Genomic DNA, 17,132 nt, shown 5'->3' with positions numbered 1-17,132 from the left:
GCGGAGACATGTCTGACACATCATTGATCGCCGAGGTCGAGTCGACCCGGAAGCCTTGGACCGGTTCAGGTATCGCCGACAGCATCGAAGGCCTGATCATAGCCATCGAGAGTGAGGGCTGGGTCGACGACGCCCTCGCTGGTCTGGGTCTGGTGCTCGAAGGGGCCGGGGCGGCGCTGGATCCGTTCAGCGCGCTGCTGTCGAACGGTCTGGGCTGGGCCATCGAGTTCTTCGAACCGCTGCGGGAGATCCTCGACTGGCTGACCGGCAAGGTCGACGTGGTCGCCTCCCATGCGACCACCTGGCGGAACATGGCGGCGGAATTGTTCTCGATCGCCGAGGACCTCAACGGCCGCCTGGGAAATGACCTGTCCGAGTGGACCGGGGACGCCTCCGAGGCCTACCAGGAGAAGATGACCAACAACGTGGACGCGATCGGCGGCCTGGGGGCGATCGCTTTGGCGATGGCATCGGCGACCGAGGGGGCCGGAGGCCTGGTCGAGATCGTGCGCGAGGTCGTCAGAGAGATCATCGCCGACCTCGTCGCGAAGGTGATCGTGTGGGCGATCGAAGCGGCGCTGGTCGTCACCATTCCAGTGGTCGCCGCGGGCATCATCGGGGCGGTAGTCGAATGGGTCGGCACGATCATGTCCTATGTGATGCTCCTGCTTTCGAGCATCCAGAATCTCGCGAAACTCATCGACTTCTAAGGCGCGAAAATGGCACGTTTCTCACCGGATCTATCACCGGACCTCACCGTCGACCTCTCTCCCAATTCGGGGGGCGGATTCGACTTCGTTGACGGCGGAACGATCGTTCCCACCACCACAATCGATGTCGACGGCATGAAAGTGAACGTACTCGACGGCGATCCCGACGCCGACCTGTACACACCGTCGAACGACGGGGACGGACGGTCCGGTGGCGCTAACGGTGCTTCTGTATCGACTGTGGACAATGTGACTGCTGGTCAAGGCAGGGTCAGGGATGCCATCAACGCAGCTGCCATGGGTAGAGGCGAAGGCAACCAGCTCACCACGCAGCAGATGGCCGACCAGCTCGGGGTGAAGCCGCTCAGTCCGTTCCAGCAGACCATCGCCAATCTCCGCGGTGGCTTGCAATCGATGCTGACAGGCAAGCCGAATCCGCTCGCCGAGCAGATCCTTCGCAACCCCGAGTTCGACGAGTTGAGAACGGGGACTCCCGAGCTGAAGGCGGAAGTGGACCGCGTGCTCGCTGAGGCGGAGGAACTCTCCGGACGCGTGGACGCTCATGAGGCGGTCGAGGCCTGGGCCGCCCAGCGGAAGGCGGAGGTCGAGGTAGGTTCCGGAACGTCCGGTTCGTCCGGTTCCTTGAGACAGCGCGCAGGCGAGATCGGCCTCGCGTTCCTGATCGCGGGTGCCGAACTCACCGGTGACCAGGGGATGCTGAGGATCGCTGGAGCAGTCGGCCAGTCCGTCGGCGACCTCGGTGCTCCCGTCTCGGCGCAGGCGTCGCCGCAGTTCGACCTCAGCTCCCATGGGGAAGTGCGGACGCCGGGGGAGGGGTTCCAAGGCACCGGACCGGACAATCCGCGGTACATCTACGGAGACGGCGACGGCGGGAGCGTGCCGATCGACGGGCGGAGCCCCGGGCAGTCCGGACTGTCACCGACCGACAGTGAAGCCCCCAGACAAGAAGGTACCCAGCCCGGCCCCAAACGGGAATACAGCGACCGACCGGAACCGGACTAGGGCGGGCGCACGTGGCGCGGCGGCCGTCGATGACGATCATCGCGGGCGCTGGCGACGGGGTCGGATCCGCTCCGATACGAGTATCCGCGCGAGTTCCATGAGTGGAGGCGGGGAGGCTCTCATCGGGATCCGTCATGCTCACGGAGTTTCGATAGAGTACTCACTTTGTGAGAAGATCGACTCACCTGTGCTTGGCGTGTCCTTTTGAGTCGGATATCCGACAGGTTTCAAACACCATGCGCCCCTGGAGATCCGCTGATGGCCCCAAACCGACATCGAGCCATGTTGATCGGCAACGCCCTCTACCTCCGCGACCCGGCAGGCCTCCCGAGGTTGAGGGGCCCTGGGGCCGATGTCGCCGCGCTCTATGAAGCGCTCACCGATCCCGTCGTCGGCCTCTTCGAACCCGACGACATCCACCCGCTCCTCGATCGCCCCGTCCAAGAACTCCGCGAGCACCTCGACCGCTTCTTCCTCGACGACGTCACTCGTGACGACACCCTCCTGCTGTACTACAGCGGCCACGGCAAACTCGACCTCAACGGCAGGCTGCACCTGTGCGCCCTCGACTCGCAGACGAGTCGCCTCTACTCGACCTCGCTCAGATACACCGCCGACATCGAAGCCCTCATCGAACAGTCCCCCGCCGCGTCCATCGTCACCGTCATCGACTCCTGCCACAGCGGCGCATTCCGAGGCGAGGTCGCCATCACCGCCACCGGCCGCGGCCGCTGCGTGATGACGAGCGCCGGCGCCGACCAGCTCGCGACGGACGAAGCGCGCCCTGACAGTCCCAGCCCTTTCACCACCGCGTTCGTCGAGGGCCTGCGTAGAGCAGAAGCCAACGGCCACTTGACGGCCCAGCAGCTGTACCACTACATAGAACGCACCCTCGGCCTCACGGGAACCGCGCGACCCCAGTTCCGCTTCGACGGCGAAGGCTCGATTGTCCTGGCCCGTCGTGATGCGGGACCGGCAGAGGTACGAACCGAAGATGAGGTGGCGATCCGGCGATCCGTTACCCCTCAGCCGATCCCGAACCTCGCTCCGAGCGAGCTCGTGCTACCTCCCGCGAGGGACCAGACCACTAATCTGCTCCGTTGCGCGCTGGAGTCAGCGTTGGAAGAGGATGCCGACCAGGCACCAATCACGGTCTTCGAATTCTTCCGACGGGCCGGAGTCCTGGACGAGCACTGGTGCACCCAGGCCCTGAACGGCATGCCGCCGAACGAGATCAAGGAGGCGGCGGTCGAGGGATTCGTTCAAGGCATCGCCGTCCTCGGCAGTGACCGCATCTCTCGCAAATACTCCCTGCTCACAACATGGCCATTCAGCATCACCGCCAGGATTGCCGCAGTTCGCGGCCTCGGCGACGGCCGGGTCAACATGGCGTCGACGCTGCTGCGAGGTGCGGCGGACGAAACCAAGGAAATGGACGGCGACCGATTCAGCCTCCGCGGCTTGACCACGCTGATCTTGGCGCTACTGGCCGCCAATGACACGAGGTTCGCGGCCAAGGTCGACCCCGAGCAGTTTCCTCCATCACTGTTGTTGGCAATGCGGGCCGCGTTTACAGACAAGGAACTGTGGTATCCAGTGCTCCTCGCGAGGCTTCGTGAAGCGGCCCGGAAGACGCCGGTGGAGACCAAGCCTTTGGCGTTGGCCGAAGTCGGGGTCCGGCTCGCTCCGCTGATTCCCGGTGTCGCCCTTGAGTTCCTCGTTCAAGACGGGGATCTGCTCCCGTACTCCGCCTTCGCCTACGCCTCATTGTCCGACCTCGTAGCCGCTGCCGCCGCGGTCCACCGAAAGGACCCGTCGTACTCCTACCGAATGCTCAGGGTCGCGAACCGGCGGATGCACGCAGATTCCAATGACGACGACCTCATAGAAGCGTTGCTGTCTCAATTGCAGGAGTCGGACCCTGCCGACTCCGCTCTTCACGAACTGCTGCTCCATGAAGCCGAACTCCTTTCGGCCGAGGACGACGATGACACCGTCTGGACGCTCAGGCACTATGCAGAGGAGCTGGCGGGAACACTGCCGAAAATCGCTGAACGGCTGCTCCTGCTCACCGAGCACGACAGCATGCTGCACAGCATTGAGGACACCTGCCTGCGTGCAGCGCCGGTCGACATCGAGGCAGCAAGGAGGATGGCGGCACTGGCCGAGCGCACGGCCGTCGCGATCTCGGACCAGAAGGCCCGCGATCGAGCCAAGTCACGCGTTGCAACTGCCTACGCAGCCTTCAGCGTCAACGACGCACTCCGCATCATCAACAGTATGTACCAGGAATCCAGCATCAGTGTGACGCTCCAATACGTCGCAGCCGTTGTCGCCAAGACCGCACCGGAGCGGATCGATGCGCTCATCGCCGGACTCCCAGCGAGTGGCGACCTCGACGACCAGATTGCATCCATCTACATAGGAGTCGCCAAGGTCGATCCCCATCGGGCGATCAAGCTCGCCTCCCGATTGCAGAACGACTTCGACCGATTCTCCGTACTCGGAAATGTCGTCGAGGCCCTCGCACCCGACTCACCCGCCGCCGCGGCCGAGGTCGCACGCGGCATCGAAGGGCCGCACCACCGCGGCGACGCGCTCAGCACCGCCGCACTTGCGCTCGTGCCGAGCGATCCTGAAGCGGCGGAGGCGCTGGCGAGGCAGATTCCCCGAGGAAACTCCGACCTCGACAAGAAAATCATCGCTTTCGCAACCGTAGCGAGATGCCTCCACTCTTCGAAACGCGCCCTCAGCCTTCTGTCCGAGGCCGAACGGCTCCTCGACGAACTTCCGGATGACGAGATGACCAAGGCAGAGGTGACGCGCTTGGTCGGTGAAGCATATGCGGCATTCGACACGTCGAAAGCTGCGAGGCTCTTCACTTCCGCGGAGCGGCACGCCGACGCGATCGAAGACAGCTATAAAGACTATCGGTCAGGGGACCTCGCCGACCTCATGATCGCCTGGGCGACCGTGGCCCCGCGGCGCTCCGAAGAGCTCGCGCAGAAGATCCCCTCAGAATGGTCGCACTACGACTTGCACGTCAAAAAAGCAATCCTGGCCATGGCGGACCTCGACCCCCGACGAGCCGAGCGAATGCTTCTACTGATACAAAACGAGAACCAGCGCATACGGGCACGTTCCGATCTCGTCAAGAAACTCAGCCAAACCTCCCCCGCCCGAGCCGAAAGCATCGCCACATCACTCCCGAACGGCCACAACAAAACCCTGGCCCTACTAACAGTGGCAGAAGCCTCCCGTACCGAAAACCCAACTGCCTGAACAACTGCGCTCAAAAGGCTTCAGTAATGAAGGCGACTCCCACGAGCACAGTGAGTACACCTACCAAAACCACAAAACTTCGGACTCGACCCTTCCACAACGTGCCCTTCATTCGCCGCACCTCGACAACTCCCAAGTCAGCTCGGTAAATAGGAGCCACCAAGAACTTCGGGATATTTCGGTAGATGATCAAGTGCGCGAGAATGAGTATCACGAACACGACGCAAACGACAGGTACATACACGAACTTCAGAACATCATCGCTGACTCCGAAAACCACTTCGGCGCAGATCCCGATAGCCGTATACGTTCCACACCATGCCGAAACAGTTATCAGTGGCAGCAGCCTCCGAATCCCCGATTGGAACTCTTCGCTGTACGGATACATCAATGCCAACTCCGAATCCCCTTCCCTGTATTGCCCTCGCCAATGAAGCGGCAAGATATGGAAGGTGAGGACAGCCGATCCTGATGCCGCAAGCAGGAACATGAGAATTGGGATGATTGAGGGAATTCGGACACATCCAATCGGTAAGGCGACCGCTGTCGCTGCTCGGGGTGCGGTATTGGAGGGGTGGCACTCGGCTTGGCAGTCTTATTCTCTCCTGTCATCGGCGGTGGTGGAGGAGCAGGGACCAGGCGAGGCTGGCGAAGGCGGTCAGGGTTGCCAGGGCTCGTATGGTGTTCCAGGCGGTCCAGCGGGCTTCGTCGAGTAGGGCTCGGGCTGTGGTGAAGTCGGCGTCTGAGTTGAGGTCGGTCATCGAGCGCAGCTCTTGGTTGAGCGGTTCGTTGACGCCCATCGTGATCACGACCGACACGAGGTAGGCCGCCAGCGCCACCGACAGCCACACCAGCACGGCGCGCTGCCCCGAGCGCAGGTGGAGGATCAGCGCGAGTGCGATGAGCAGCAGCGAGCCGGTGAACTCCACGCCGAGGAACAGCGGGTTCATGATGGCCGCGTCGAGCGCCTGGAACGCCGCGACGAACGTGCGGTCGTCGACCTCGCTGAGGCCGGGCATGATCGTGTTCGACCAGTCGGTGTAGACGCCGGCGGTCAGCCCGGTCGTGATCGTGGCGAGCAGCAGGGTCGCGGTTCGCAGCGGGTGGGTCGGGCGGGTGAGGGTGTTCGGTGCGGTTGTCATGTTCTCATCAAAGCCCGTCAGGGTGCGATCATCCATGGCACGTAAGCGCGATTTCATTTGAATTCGTCTACCATCGGTGGGATGGACCCGATCACCGCGCTCCTCGACGCCCCGCGCGCGCAGGGCGCGTTCCTGCTGCGGGTGACGATGTCGCCGCCGTGGTCGGTGCGGATCGAGGACGAGGCGCCGCTGACGGTCGTGGCCGTGACGTCTGGTTCGGCCTGCTACGTGCCTGACGAAGGCGATCCGGTCCGGCTGGTCCCGGGCGACCTGCTGCTCATCGCCAGGCCCGACCCGTACCTGTTCGCCGACGAGCCCGACCGGCCGCCGCAGGCGGTCATCCGGCCCGGGGGCCGGTGCGAGACGCCCACCGGGGCGAGCCTGGAACTTCCTATGCGGCAAGGGGTTCGAACTTGGGGCAACGCCGCGCAGGGCCGCGACACGATGCTCGTGGGCACCTATCCGGACGTGGGCGAGGCCGGGGCGCGGCTGCTGCGCGTCCTGCCGTCCACGGTCCATGTGCACGGGTCCGACCACCGCACCGGGCTCATCGCGGTGCTCGCCGAGGAGATCCAGAGCGAGGGCGTCGGCCAGGCCAGCCTGCTGGACCGGCTCCTCGACGGCCTCACGGTCACCGCGATCCGCCACTGGGTCGACTCCCCCGCGCAGCGGCCTCCGGGCTGGCTCGGCGCGGGCGCGGACCCCGTCATCGCGGCGGCCCTGGCCCTCATGCACGACGAGACCGCCGAGCCGTGGACCGTCGCGTCCTTGGCTCGGCGGGTCGGTCTGTCGCGGGCCGGGTTCGCCCGGCGGTTCACCACCGTCGTGGGCGAACCTCCGATGTCCTATCTGACCTCGTGGCGCCTGGCCCTGGCCGCCGACCGGCTCCGCCGCGACGACGCGCCGGTCTTCCGCGTCGCGGCCGAGGTCGGCTACCGCGACCAGTTCACCTTCAGCACGGCCTTCAAGCGCCACTACGGCGACAGCCCGCTCGCCTACCGCAAGCAGGCCGCTTAGGGCTCGCGGCGAGTCGGTATCGGAGTCCATTCGTTCGCTCGGGAGGCCGAAGGCCTTCCCGATACCGCTGTTGTATCGGGAAGGCCGACAACGAAGCGAGCGGGCGAACGGGCCCGATAGCGGCCGTCGGGGGTTCCCGAACACGCCCTAAAGCGCGAGCATGGCCGCGGCGACCTCGTCGGCGGCGGCTTCGGGGAGCGCGGTGGCGGCGTCGAGCACGAGCAGCCGAGCGCCGGGAATCTCGCGTGCGAGCGCTTCGCCGTTGCCGACGGGGAAGAACCGGTCGTGACGCCCGTGTACCACCAGGGTCGGCAGCGCGAGCTCGGGCAGGCGTTCCCGCCAGCGGGGTTGGCAGTCGAGTCTGGCGAAGACCATGCCCAGGTGGTTGGCCATCTGGACGGCCGGTTGCGTGCTCGCGGCGCGGTCGAAGACGCGTTCGGCTCTCGTGCGCTCCTCGTCCGGGTCGTCGCCGAGGATCTCCGCGTCGGCGGCGGCGAACCGGGCCACGGCCTCCCGGTCGGACCAGTCGGGCATCGGGAGCGCGAACTGCCGATTCATGGTCGCGGCGTCGTGGTCGGGCAGGTCCTCATCGACCGGACCCGGTGCGACGGAACGGGTTCCGACGAGGGTGAGAGCCGAGAACGCCTCCGGGTGGTCGAGCGCGGCGACCTGGGCGACCATGCCCCCGACCCCGATGCCCGCCAGGTGTGCAGGCTGGTCGGTGAGTTCCCGGGCGAGCGCGGCGGCGTCGGCGGCCAGGTCGCGCAGCGTGTACGCGGGCGCATCGGGGTCGACGGTCGTCGACGCACCGGCGTCGCGCAGGTCGAAGCGCACGACGTGCCGTCCCCCGTCGGCCAGGGCCCGGCAGAGCGAATCGGGCCACGACAGTATCGTCACCCCGCCCACGAGCAGCACCAAAGGCGCTGCCGAGTCACCGAAGTGCTCGACCCCGAGCTTGACGTCCATGAACCACTCCTCCGATCAGGCGGCCCAGGGGCCGCACTCATCCAGACGAGCCGCAAGCCCGAAAGTCATCGGGGCCCTTGAGGTGCCGTCTCATTCGGGTGGCGCGAAACGCTCGACGATCTGCCCGGCTTCGGCGAACGCGTCAGCCCTCGCGGCCTTGATGGTCGCCAGGAGCTCCTGGGCCACGATCGAGGACTCCTCGATGCCGAAGACGTCGTTGCGGAAGAAGATCACGTCGCGCAGGTTGCCGTCGAGGCCGACGATCACGCGGCACAGGCCCGATTCCGAGACGCGTTCGAACGTCCTGCCGTGTTCGGCGGCGATGACCGCCTGGGCCTGCTCGACCTGGTTCATCGACTCTCGGTACCGTCGTTCCAACTCGGTCATCGGCTCTCTCCGGTGATGCGGGCGACTTCGCGATTGATCTCGACTGCGGCTTCGTCTCGGTTCGCGACGGCGGCGTTCCAGGATTCGACGAGCGCGGCCGACAGCGCCTGGGCACTGCGCGCGGCCACTGCGACCTGGGTGAACTCCAGTTCCACCGGTTCGCCGTCGAATCCGATGGTGAAACGTGTCGACCTCGCCTGGTCCCAGCCGTCGTACCGCCGGTCGGCGAGTCCCGCGGTCGCTTCTTGCAGGGCACTCGCCTGCGCGTTCATCGCGTCGATTTCCTCGGCGGTGGGCAGGGCCTCGATCTGGGCGATGGCGGCGTCCCGCATATGCGGCGGCAGTGTCTCCGCTGCTTCACGCATGAACGCGAGCTTCTCGGCATGGCTGCTGTCGGTCGGTGGCTGCCACCGCGCGGCGATGGCGGCGGCGTCCTCCGGGGAGCCGCCGGGCAGGTACCGGTCCTCGTAGGGGTCGTCGTAGTACTCGTCGTCATCGTGGTCGGTCATCGCTTGCCTTCAATCGGTTTGGGTTTGGCCAGGCCTTTGGTGATCCACCAGGGAGGCAATGAGCCTCCGAGGAAGTCCGGGAAGTCGAACCTGGTGATCATGCGAATGAGCGCTTCGTTGAAGTCGACGCCCTCCCTGAACAACTGGCCTTGCCCGGAGTTGTAGACCTGGCCGTCGTCGGCGACCAGAAGCAAGCCGAGTCCGTCGTCGGTGTCGGCGATCGGGAAGAGCGTCGTTCCCAGGTCCCGTTCGATACCGGAGACGAGTTCGACGAAGTCGACGGCGTCGCCTTCGGGCCGGAAGGCGACGCGGGCCCGCCCGAACTTGGCGCCGGGCACCTTCGGCTCCTCGCGGTCGATCCTGATCCGGTGGAAGCTCTGGAGGATCTCGAAGGCGTGCGGATTGCTGGTGAAGCCGGCGTCAACGAGCTTGTCGATCGCGGCGCTCGGGTCGACCCGCCGCTCCGGACTCCACCCCGACATCTGCAATGCGGCGCGCACGTACTGGTTCTCCCACAGGGGCGCGAAGCTAGTCGGCATAGGTCACTCCGAAATGGTCGAGCACCTGAGAGCAGGAGGCGCAAGGCGGGTGGGCGGTGCGGTGCTCGGATGAGGCAGGTCCGCGATTCTTCATGGTGGCGATGGTGCTCCCTCGAACGTCGTTGACGCTGGGCTGGGCCGCGTTGAGCGCCCCGATCTCCGCGCAGAACCCGTGGGACCGCGACCGATCGTCAGGGTTGATGTTGTCGAGCGCGGCTTGGACGGCCGGGTCGTTGATCCGCTGGTGGCGGACGCTGGGGCCGTAGGTGATGTTGCCGTTGGGGTCGACCATCGCGGCGGTCGTGCGCGGGTCGACCTCGGTTCGGGGCAGGTCCTGCTGCTCGCAGTAGGAGTCGACCGCGCTCCTTGCGAGGTCGCTCGGGTTCTGCGGCACGGTGGTCGGCACATAGGCGCCGATCGGGGTGTCGAGCGAGAGGACGTCGGTCGTGCCGAGCGACATCGCGAAGCCTTGCAGCTGCGCGGCGGCGCCCGCGTCCTGGGTCTGGAGGGCGGTCATGCCCGCCCAGAGCGCCGAGGTGTAGACGCCCGCGATGCTCCAGTACGCGGCGATGATCCCCGGTGCGGCGACTCCGGCCTGCGACGCCTGCTGGTAGTGCCTCGGCCCGGGCATGACGAACGGCGCGGGCAGGACTCGGAATCCGGCCTTGTCGGCGGTGTCCTCGGCCTTGTCGAGCGCTTCCGCGGTCGCCTTCATGGTCGTGCCCAGGACCTTCAGCGCGTTTCCCGCGGCCTCGGTCATGACTCGGTTGGTGTTCGCTGTCAAGGCGAGTCGGTCGACTTGCCGCATCAGGGCCTCGGAGTCGTCGCCTTTCCATCTGACGCTCTGGTCGGAGCCTCTGAAGTTGTCGATCTGCTTGGTGTAGGCGCGGCGGGCGCTCTTGACCTTGTCCGCGGCGTCGGTGAGGTCGCCTCCGAAGTCCTCGAACTTACCGGGCTTGGAGTCGATCGCCTGCTGGAATGTCGGCATGCCGGGGTCCTATCGTTCCAGGTTCGATGCGATGTCCTTGAGGTCCTTGGCGACCGCCTCGTCGGCTTCGGACCATGCGTCGGCGGCGTCTTTGATCAGATCGGTCTGCGTCTCGACGCTGTCCTTGATCGAGGTCATGGCCTCGTCGAACCGCTCGGCGTACTGCTGCGAGGCCTCACCGGTGAGGTACCCGCGATTCGCCCGATCGGCCTGCCCCGCCCCCCGGTTGAGCGCGGAGGTCATCGCGGTCATCTTCGGTGCGGTGGCCTTGGTCTTCGTCGCACCGGCGTGCAGTTCGTCGGGATCGACCCTGATCTCGCTCACCGGTGTGCTCCGGCCGGGGTGGGGCGGGACGCGTGCCCAGAGGTGCTGGTAGGCAACAGAACGCCTCCTTCTCATGAATTTGTAAAGCGCTCGCCATCGTACCGTTCTCACGCTTGCACTGGGGTACAAGGAAAAGCGGAGGAAAGCGAGAAGCCCCGCCGAACCAGGTTCAGCGGGGCTGCGTGGCGGAGGCCCTGCTTTCGGACCTCCACTTCGTGGCGGAGGATATGGGATTTGAACCCATGATCGGGTATCACCCGAAACCCGCTTAGCAGGCGGGCGCACTAGGCCACTATGCGAATCCTCCAAGAGCCGCACGAGACGTACGAGCATCGAGCATACCGGTAGGCGCGGCGCAGGGCCAAGGGGGTTGGTGTGGTTCAGAGCCAGCTCACGTGGGGTGCGACGAGGAGGTAGCCGACGAACGCGACGATGTCGAGGAGCAGGTGGGCGACCACGAGCGGGCCGGTGCGCTTCCACTTGAGGAAGCACAGGGCGAACACCGCGCCCATGACCGCGTTGCCGATGAACCCGCCGAAGCCCTGGTAGAGGTGGTACGTCCCGCGCAGGAGCGCGTGGGTGACGACGATCGGCACCGGTTTCCACGCCAGCTGCTGGAGCCGCGTGATGAGATAGCCCACCCCGATGACCTCTTCGAGGATCGAGTTCTTGAGCGCGGCGAGGACCAGGATCGGGACGGCCCACCACACGTCGTTGAGGTTCGCGGCCGCGATCGTCGCGTTGACGCCGAGCTCGCGGGCCGCGAGGTACAGCCCGAGCCCCGGGATGCCGATGCAAGCGGCCAGAGCCGCCCCGCCGAGCAGGTCGAAGCCCGGGCGGCGCAGGTCGAGGCCGATGCGGCGGAACGGATCGCCGCGGTCGAGGCTCAGCAGGTGCAGCACCAGAGCGACCGGGGCCATCGCGAGCGCGAGGCTCACCAGCTGCCGAGCGAGGTCGTACCAGGGCCGCTCGGCCTCGGCCTTGGCCGTGTTCATCGACTGCACCGAGTCGGCCAGGCCGCCCGGTTCGGTGAGCGTGCCGAGGATGCTGACGATCGACCAGATCGCCGAAGCGCCGAGCGAGAGCGCGAGCACGATCCAGATCTCGCGGCGGATCACGCGCGGGGCGAGGACTAGGGCCTCGGGGCTGCTCGACGCAGTGGGGTTCGACATGCGCACCAGAGTGCCAGAGCCCTGCGAAGGCGATGGTCGCACCGCGTGTGCGACGCGTCGACCCTTGTCAGGGGCATGATCATCAGGCGAGGCGAGGTGCTGTGAACCTCATCCCACTCGGCGACGCTCACCTTCACAGCACCTCGCTCTCCTACGCTCAGTGCCCGCGTGGCGGCTGTCGGCTTATTGACAATCGCTCGAAAGAATCAGGTAAGGTTAGCCAGTCCTTACCTGAGAGGGGTACCCTATGCGGCCCACGACTGCGGGGGCGCGCTGATGCCGAGCGCGACCGCGATCGAACGCCGCTCGGGACTCGCGTTGCTTCCCGAGCCGCTGGACGCGTTGCGCGCCGTGGCCGATCGGATCGATCACCAGGTCGGTCCCCATCCTCTCGCGGGTCTGCGCCACTGGATCGACGGCGAGGCCGTCGCCGGTGTCGACTTCCCGGCCGCCGAACTGGCCGCCGGCGAGCGCGTCGAGGAGCTCATGACCGCCGCCGCGGCGCTGTGGGGCGGTTCCCCGCACGCGAACGCCGCTCTGGCGTGGAAGACCTACTGCTATTGGACGCTAGCCCCCGCGGTGCTCGGCTACGTGGCCGCGCGGCGCGTCCCGGTGATGGACGCGGCGAACACTGTTTTTACGGTGTCTTATGAGGCGCAGCCTCCTGGGGTGCCGATGTTCTCGGTGCGCCAGGTCCGCCGCAAGTTCCTGGTCCTGCCGCACGACCCGTGCGCGGGCCACCCCGACGCCGAGGTCTGCGCGAACGAGGGCGACCTGCTCGACCGCATGCGCGCCAACGTGTTCGAGGCCCACCTGGGGCCGGTCCTGGACGCGTTCCTCGCCCGGGTCCGGGTCGGCCGCCGCACCATGATGGGCTCGATCGCCTCGGGCCTGGCGTACGCGGTGGCCTCGACCGCGCAGGTCGTGCCCGAACCGGCCGACGTGATCGCCAAGACCCTGCTGGACGCCTTCGACGTGAGCCACCTCGTGGACATCGCCACCGACGAGGAGGGCCGCCTGGTCTACCAGCGCCGCACCTGCTGCCTGGCGTTGACGATCGAAGGCGGCCGCACCTGCTCCACCTGCTGCGTCCGCCCCGAGCAGCACTAGCGCACGCGTGGTCGTTTGGTAGATTGGCGTTTGCCTTCACGGGCCCTGGAGGGGTCGCATAGTGGACTAGTGCAGCGGTCTTGAAAACCGCCGTGGGTGTCAAAGCTCACCGTGGGTTCGAATCCCACCCTCTCCGCCATCGCGGCGGTCGCGCATCGAGCGGCCGGTTCGCCCGCTGTTCACCTGCCCCGCCCCGGATTCGGCGGGAGGTGCGGGCATGAAAAAGGACTCAGCACCCCGGCACGGTGCTGAGTCCACGATTAGGGTAACCCCATGGTGCAACATGCTTCACTTCCGGGTCGGGATATTCACAGAATCGTTACGATGGCGCGTCGTTGCGAAGAGGCCGACGGGATAGCGCCGTTCAACGAGGAGACCACTCTCGGGCTCTCCCGCAACCCCGACAAGCGCAGGCGCCATTTCGTTGTGGGCCTTGGCGATGGAGTGATCGCGTACGCGGGCGCGCAGGTCGTCGAAGGCGGTGCCGAAGCGGAATTGGCGGTCGATCCGGCCCATCGCCGACGCGGCGTCGGGAAGCGGCTGCTCGGTTCGATTCTGGACTGGCTTGAGTCGGATATCACGCAGTTGCGGGTGTGGTCGCACGGCGACCTGCCCGCCGCGCAAGGGTTCGCGACCGCGAACGGGTTCGCTCGCTCGCGCGCGCTGTTCCAGTTCTCGCGGGACTTGGAGGGCTTCGCGTGGCCTTCGGCGTGGCCGGAGGGCATCGGACGCAACTGGCCGACCGGGGACGGTGCGGCCGCGACGCTGGCAGACGGTGTTCGCCTGCGGCCGTTCAGGACCGGCGTCGACGAGGCGGAGTGGCTGCGGGTCAACGCGGCGGCGTTCGCCGACCATCCCGAGCAGGGCCGCTGGACCGCTGAGGACCTGCGCGCGCGCCAGGAGGAGGTCTGGTTCGACCCCGACGGGCTGCTCGTGGCCGAGGACGAGGAGGGCCTGCTCGGCTTCCATTGGACCAAAGTGGAGGAAGGGGTGGGCGAGGTGTACGTGCTCGGCGTCGATCCCCGGGCGCAGGGCACGGGCCTGGGCAAGACGCTCACGCTGGCGGGCCTGGCCCACCTTGCGGCGCACGGCATCCAGCAGGTCGACCTGTATGCGGACGAGTCGAACACGAAGGCCGTCGAGCTCTACCGCTCGCAGGGTTTCGCGATCGTGCGAACCGACGTGCAGTGGTCGAAGCCGCTCGGGTGAGGCGCAAGACCGAGGGACGCAAGACCGGGCGGCGGAGTGTCGGTGGCTCGCGCGATCATTTGCATCGGGGGCGCTTGCTTCGCGACACTCCCGAGCGCGGGGGTCGGCCCCTGCGGTCGGGCGTGTCGAAACTCGACTGCCCCCGAATCAATGATCCCTGGAAGGTCCGACAACCCTGCAATGCGAACACGACTCGCGGACGGCTCAGGCCGCGGCGAACGCGTCCGCCGGGTAGCCCTCTTCGCCGGGCATGACCAGGCGCGCGCCCGCCCCCTCGAAATCGACCCGCGGGAGGATCGGCGACATGTCCCGCTGCTCGGCGGCGGCGAAGACCTCGCCGACCGTCGAGTAGCGGGAGAGCTCGGCGAGCGTGGTGGCCTCGGGCATCGACATCTGGCCGCCGTACTGGCACACGGCCTGCTCGGGGCCGATCCAGGTCGCGTACTCCGGTTCGCGAACCCGGATTCGCGGCTGGAAGCCCTCGGCGAGCGTGGCCACGTAGATCCACGAGTCGAACCGCACCGGCTCGAACTCCGGTGTCACCCAACGCGCCCAGGCCCGCTGCAACGCCACGAGCGCCCCGGTCTCCTCCTCGACCGCGCGCACGCCGGTCATCGCCACGTCGGGGTCGTCGGGCTTGTGCCGCCCGCCGGGGAAGCCGTAGCGGGCGCCCTTGGGGCCGCTGGTCTGGTAGCCGTCGATGTCGAGGTGCGCCCAGCGCTCGCGGACGGTGATCGCGGGCTGGTCGGCCCGGCCGACCGATGGGAGCCCGAACGGCTCCTTCGCGGCGTGGCGCAGCAAGAACACCCGCAAGGGCGCCTCGCGTAGGAGGACGACGGCGGCGGCGCGCTCGGGCTCGGCCGGAGCGCCCTGCTCCTTGAGTCGGGTGAGTGCGCGAGCGGCCGACTCGGAGTCGACCGCTCGAAAGTCCCACTTCCCGTAGCGCTGAATGGACATGCCATTCACGCTAGCCCACGCAACCCCAGGTACTGGCCGCAACGGCCGAAACGGAGACGGCCCGGCCGGAGCCGGGCCGTACTCACGATCGCGTCAGCCGAGGAACTGGATCGGCAGGTAGAACAGCGCGCCCACCAGGGCCGCGATCGGGAACGTGATGATCCACGCGATCACGATCGAGCGGGCCACACCCCACCGGACCGCGCGCTTGCCGCCGGTCGAGCCGACGCCCATGATCGCGGACGTGATGGTGTGGGTGGTCGAGATCGGGGCGCCGAGCAGGAACGTGTTCGCGTACAGCACGGCGCTGGCGACCGTCTCGGCCGCGAAGCCCTGCGGCGGGCCCAGGTCGATGATCCGGCGGCCCATCGTCTTGATGATGCGCCAGCCGCCCGCGTAGGTGCCGGCGGCCATGACGGCGGCGCTGGCGAGGTAGACCCACTCGGGGATCGGCTCGGACGGGTCGTAGTAGCCGCCGACGCTGAGCGCCAGCACGATGATGCCCATGACCTTCGCGGCGTCCTGCATGCCGTGGCCCAGGGACATCGCCGCGGCCGAGGCGGTCTGCGCGTGGCGGAAGCCGCGGTTGAGCTTGTCGGGGCGGCCCTTCTTGAACAGCCAGTACACCGCGATCATGAACAGGAAGCCGAGCGCGAAGCCCACGAGCGGGGAGATCAGGGTCGGCAGCACGATCTTGTCGAGGATGCCGCCCCACAGCACGACCGCGCCGCCGGCGATGGTCGCGCCGACCATGCCGCCGAACAGGGAGTGCGAGGACGAAGTCGGCAGGCCGAAGTACCAGGTGATGAAGTTCCAGGTGATCGCGCCGAGGAGGCCGGCGATGACGATCAGGATGCCGTCGAGGCCGCCGGGGAGTTCGACCAGGCCGGACGCGACGGTCGCGGCGACCTTGCCGCCGAGGTGGGCGCCGATGAAGTTGCCGATGGCGGCCATGCCGAGCGCGACGCGCGGGCGCAGCGCCCGGGTCGAGATCGAGGTGGCGATGGCGTTCGCCGAGTCGTGGAACCCGTTCGTGTAGCCGAACAGGAGGGCCGCGGCGATACAGATCGAGACCGCGATGAACACACTGTCCACGTTCAGGATTCCTTGACGTAGACCGACTCGACGACGTTGGAGACCGACTCGAACGAGTCGCAGGCGGCCTCGAGCTCGTCGCCGACCTCCTTGAGCTTCATGACCGTCAGGGCCGGGTACTCGCCGGAGTAGAGGCGGACCAGGAGCATGCGGTAAGCGCGGTCGCCGTCGTTCTCCAGGCGGTTGCACTCGACCCAGTACTCCTTCATGCTGGAGTTGAGGCCCTTGAGCTTGGGCATGTACTCCACGAGCAGGTCGGCCTGGGCCGAGAGGACGGTGATCTGCTCGATCATCTCGCGGGGCAGGACCGGGAGCTCGGAGAGGCCGTAGAGGTAGACCAGGTTCGCGGCGGCCTCGATGTGGTCGAGGATGTCGTCGAGCTTGCCGGCCAGGTGGTACATGTCCGTGCGGTCCATCGGGGTGACGAACGTGGAGTTGATCTTGTTGAACAGGCGGTGCGTCAGCTGGTCGTTGTCGTGCTCGACATCGACGAGGCGCTCGGAGATCTTCTGGTAGTCGGGCTTGTCGTCGCCCAGTTCGGCCAGGATTCCCACCCCGCGGCGGATGTTCTCGGCCGCCTCGTTGAAGAAGGCGTAGAACGCGTCGTCCTGAGGCTTCAGTGAGAACCGCACTGGGCACCCCTGCTTTCGGTCGCTTTGTCTGTCCTCACTGTACCGATCGGCCCAGGGGACGGCTGGAAAT

The 17,132-nt window shown here is 66.8% G+C and carries 18 protein-coding genes and 2 tRNA genes; 7 read left to right on the top strand and 13 right to left on the bottom strand.

Features of this window, described 5'->3' with window-relative positions; translation table 11 throughout:
• Positions 1-8 precede the first annotated feature (8 nt).
• The 3 genes from AB0B28_RS02590 (at position 9) to AB0B28_RS02580 (ending at position 5,015) form a co-directional block, all read left to right on the top strand.
• Complete coding sequence (locus tag AB0B28_RS02590; protein ID WP_360115289.1) at positions 9-710, top strand: hypothetical protein; 702 nt, start codon at positions 9-11, stop codon at positions 708-710.
• A gap of 9 nt (positions 711-719) precedes the next feature.
• Positions 720-1,733 carry a hypothetical protein gene (locus AB0B28_RS02585; RefSeq protein WP_360115286.1) on the top strand — a complete coding sequence of 338 codons (1,014 nt, stop codon included), beginning with the start codon at positions 720-722 and terminating at the stop codon, positions 1,731-1,733.
• 282 nt (positions 1,734-2,015) lie between these two features.
• Entirely contained in the window at positions 2,016-5,015 is a 3,000-nt protein-coding gene (locus AB0B28_RS02580) for a caspase family protein (RefSeq protein ID WP_360115283.1), read from the top strand.
• Between the two features lie 10 nt (positions 5,016-5,025).
• Here AB0B28_RS02580 and AB0B28_RS02575 read toward each other — a convergent pair whose 3' ends face one another.
• Complete coding sequence (locus AB0B28_RS02575; RefSeq protein ID WP_360115280.1) at positions 5,026-5,505, bottom strand: hypothetical protein; 480 nt, start codon at positions 5,503-5,505, stop codon at positions 5,026-5,028.
• Positions 5,506-5,623: 118 nt separating this feature from the next.
• Complete coding sequence (locus AB0B28_RS02570) at positions 5,624-6,157, bottom strand: anthrone oxygenase family protein (RefSeq protein ID WP_360115277.1); 534 nt, start codon at positions 6,155-6,157, stop codon at positions 5,624-5,626.
• Between the two features lie 81 nt (positions 6,158-6,238).
• Here AB0B28_RS02570 and AB0B28_RS02565 point away from each other — a divergent pair, with 81 nt between their 5' ends.
• Positions 6,239-7,174 carry an AraC family transcriptional regulator gene (locus tag AB0B28_RS02565; protein ID WP_360115274.1) on the top strand — a complete coding sequence of 312 codons (936 nt, stop codon included), beginning with the start codon at positions 6,239-6,241 and terminating at the stop codon, positions 7,172-7,174.
• A 147-nt stretch (positions 7,175-7,321) separates the two neighbouring features.
• On the opposite strand, the gene AB0B28_RS02560 is transcribed toward AB0B28_RS02565, so the two are convergent.
• The 8 genes from AB0B28_RS02560 to AB0B28_RS02525 form a co-directional block, all read right to left on the bottom strand.
• Complete coding sequence (locus AB0B28_RS02560) at positions 7,322-8,140, bottom strand: alpha/beta fold hydrolase (RefSeq protein WP_360115271.1); 819 nt, start codon at positions 8,138-8,140, stop codon at positions 7,322-7,324.
• 90 nt (positions 8,141-8,230) lie between these two features.
• Positions 8,231-8,527: a hypothetical protein gene (locus tag AB0B28_RS02555; protein WP_360115268.1), complete on the bottom strand. Its 297-nt coding sequence runs from the start codon at positions 8,525-8,527 to the stop codon at positions 8,231-8,233.
• Positions 8,524-9,036, bottom strand: coding sequence for a hypothetical protein (locus AB0B28_RS02550; RefSeq protein ID WP_360115266.1), 513 nt, complete (start codon positions 9,034-9,036; stop codon positions 8,524-8,526). Before AB0B28_RS02550 ends, AB0B28_RS02555 begins: the two co-directional genes overlap by 4 nt.
• On the bottom strand, positions 9,033-9,575 hold the full coding sequence (locus AB0B28_RS02545; protein ID WP_360115263.1) for an SUKH-3 domain-containing protein: 543 nt from the start codon (positions 9,573-9,575) through the stop codon (positions 9,033-9,035). The genes AB0B28_RS02550 and AB0B28_RS02545 overlap by 4 nt, the downstream gene beginning before the upstream one ends.
• Positions 9,565-10,563, bottom strand: a complete 999-nt coding sequence (locus AB0B28_RS02540; RefSeq protein WP_360115260.1) for a YwqJ-related putative deaminase — start codon at positions 10,561-10,563, stop codon at positions 9,565-9,567. The genes AB0B28_RS02545 and AB0B28_RS02540 overlap by 11 nt, the downstream gene beginning before the upstream one ends.
• A gap of 9 nt (positions 10,564-10,572) precedes the next feature.
• Complete coding sequence (locus AB0B28_RS02535) at positions 10,573-10,887, bottom strand: type VII secretion target (RefSeq protein ID WP_360115257.1); 315 nt, start codon at positions 10,885-10,887, stop codon at positions 10,573-10,575.
• 216 nt (positions 10,888-11,103) lie between these two features.
• A tRNA-Ser gene (locus tag AB0B28_RS02530) sits at positions 11,104-11,194 on the bottom strand.
• A 73-nt stretch (positions 11,195-11,267) separates the two neighbouring features.
• The gene (locus AB0B28_RS02525) at positions 11,268-12,059 is read right to left on the bottom strand and encodes a type II CAAX endopeptidase family protein (RefSeq protein WP_360115254.1); all 792 of its coding nucleotides are present in this window, start codon (positions 12,057-12,059) and stop codon (positions 11,268-11,270) included.
• 276 nt (positions 12,060-12,335) lie between these two features.
• On the opposite strand from AB0B28_RS02525, the gene AB0B28_RS02520 reads away from it, so the two are divergent.
• The 3 genes from AB0B28_RS02520 to mshD all read left to right on the top strand — a co-directional run bounded on the left by AB0B28_RS02520 (position 12,336) and on the right by mshD (position 14,378).
• Positions 12,336-13,169: a hypothetical protein gene (locus tag AB0B28_RS02520; RefSeq protein ID WP_360115251.1), complete on the top strand. Its 834-nt coding sequence runs from the start codon at positions 12,336-12,338 to the stop codon at positions 13,167-13,169.
• Between the two features lie 47 nt (positions 13,170-13,216).
• Positions 13,217-13,308, top strand: a tRNA-Ser gene (locus AB0B28_RS02515).
• 134 nt (positions 13,309-13,442) lie between these two features.
• Positions 13,443-14,378: a mycothiol synthase gene (mshD, locus tag AB0B28_RS02510; RefSeq protein ID WP_360115248.1), complete on the top strand. Its 936-nt coding sequence runs from the start codon at positions 13,443-13,445 to the stop codon at positions 14,376-14,378.
• A 204-nt stretch (positions 14,379-14,582) separates the two neighbouring features.
• On the opposite strand, the gene AB0B28_RS02505 is transcribed toward mshD, so the two are convergent.
• From AB0B28_RS02505 to AB0B28_RS02495, 3 genes are all read right to left on the bottom strand, one after another.
• Complete coding sequence (locus AB0B28_RS02505; RefSeq protein ID WP_360115245.1) at positions 14,583-15,335, bottom strand: hypothetical protein; 753 nt, start codon at positions 15,333-15,335, stop codon at positions 14,583-14,585.
• 93 nt (positions 15,336-15,428) lie between these two features.
• Entirely contained in the window at positions 15,429-16,430 is a 1,002-nt protein-coding gene (locus AB0B28_RS02500) for an inorganic phosphate transporter (protein WP_360115242.1), read from the bottom strand.
• A gap of 2 nt (positions 16,431-16,432) precedes the next feature.
• On the bottom strand, positions 16,433-17,062 hold the full coding sequence (locus AB0B28_RS02495; protein WP_360115239.1) for a DUF47 family protein: 630 nt from the start codon (positions 17,060-17,062) through the stop codon (positions 16,433-16,435).
• Between the last annotated feature and the right edge of the window lie 70 nt (positions 17,063-17,132).

The sequence above is a fragment of the Glycomyces sp. NPDC046736 genome, assembly GCF_040645615.1.
Taxonomy (GTDB): Bacteria; Actinomycetota; Actinomycetes; order Mycobacteriales; family Micromonosporaceae; genus Glycomyces.
This window is presented reverse-complemented; position numbering and strand designations above follow the sequence as displayed.

What these genes read in the sequence shown, in the direction of transcription:
- AB0B28_RS02545 (WP_360115263.1), bottom strand. Translation starts at nt 9,575, where the DNA reads ATGCCGACTAGCTTCGCGCCCCTGTGGGAGAACCAGTACGTGCGCGCC.
- AB0B28_RS02570 (WP_360115277.1), bottom strand. Translation starts at nt 6,157, where the DNA reads ATGACAACCGCACCGAACACCCTCACCCGCCCGACCCACCCGCTGCGA.
- AB0B28_RS02525 (WP_360115254.1), bottom strand. Translation starts at nt 12,059, where the DNA reads ATGTCGAACCCCACTGCGTCGAGCAGCCCCGAGGCCCTAGTCCTCGCC.
- AB0B28_RS02580 (WP_360115283.1), top strand. Translation starts at nt 2,016, where the DNA reads ATGTTGATCGGCAACGCCCTCTACCTCCGCGACCCGGCAGGCCTCCCG.
- mshD (WP_360115248.1), top strand. Translation starts at nt 13,443, where the DNA reads ATGGTGCAACATGCTTCACTTCCGGGTCGGGATATTCACAGAATCGTT.
- AB0B28_RS02540 (WP_360115260.1), bottom strand. Translation starts at nt 10,563, where the DNA reads ATGCCGACATTCCAGCAGGCGATCGACTCCAAGCCCGGTAAGTTCGAG.
- AB0B28_RS02550 (WP_360115266.1), bottom strand. Translation starts at nt 9,036, where the DNA reads ATGACCGACCACGATGACGACGAGTACTACGACGACCCCTACGAGGAC.
- AB0B28_RS02505 (WP_360115245.1), bottom strand. Translation starts at nt 15,335, where the DNA reads ATGTCCATTCAGCGCTACGGGAAGTGGGACTTTCGAGCGGTCGACTCC.
- AB0B28_RS02585 (WP_360115286.1), top strand. Translation starts at nt 720, where the DNA reads ATGGCACGTTTCTCACCGGATCTATCACCGGACCTCACCGTCGACCTC.
- AB0B28_RS02560 (WP_360115271.1), bottom strand. Translation starts at nt 8,140, where the DNA reads ATGGACGTCAAGCTCGGGGTCGAGCACTTCGGTGACTCGGCAGCGCCT.
- AB0B28_RS02555 (WP_360115268.1), bottom strand. Translation starts at nt 8,527, where the DNA reads ATGACCGAGTTGGAACGACGGTACCGAGAGTCGATGAACCAGGTCGAG.
- AB0B28_RS02575 (WP_360115280.1), bottom strand. Translation starts at nt 5,505, where the DNA reads ATGTTCCTGCTTGCGGCATCAGGATCGGCTGTCCTCACCTTCCATATC.
- AB0B28_RS02565 (WP_360115274.1), top strand. Translation starts at nt 6,239, where the DNA reads ATGGACCCGATCACCGCGCTCCTCGACGCCCCGCGCGCGCAGGGCGCG.
- AB0B28_RS02590 (WP_360115289.1), top strand. Translation starts at nt 9, where the DNA reads ATGTCTGACACATCATTGATCGCCGAGGTCGAGTCGACCCGGAAGCCT.
- AB0B28_RS02520 (WP_360115251.1), top strand. Translation starts at nt 12,336, where the DNA reads ATGCCGAGCGCGACCGCGATCGAACGCCGCTCGGGACTCGCGTTGCTT.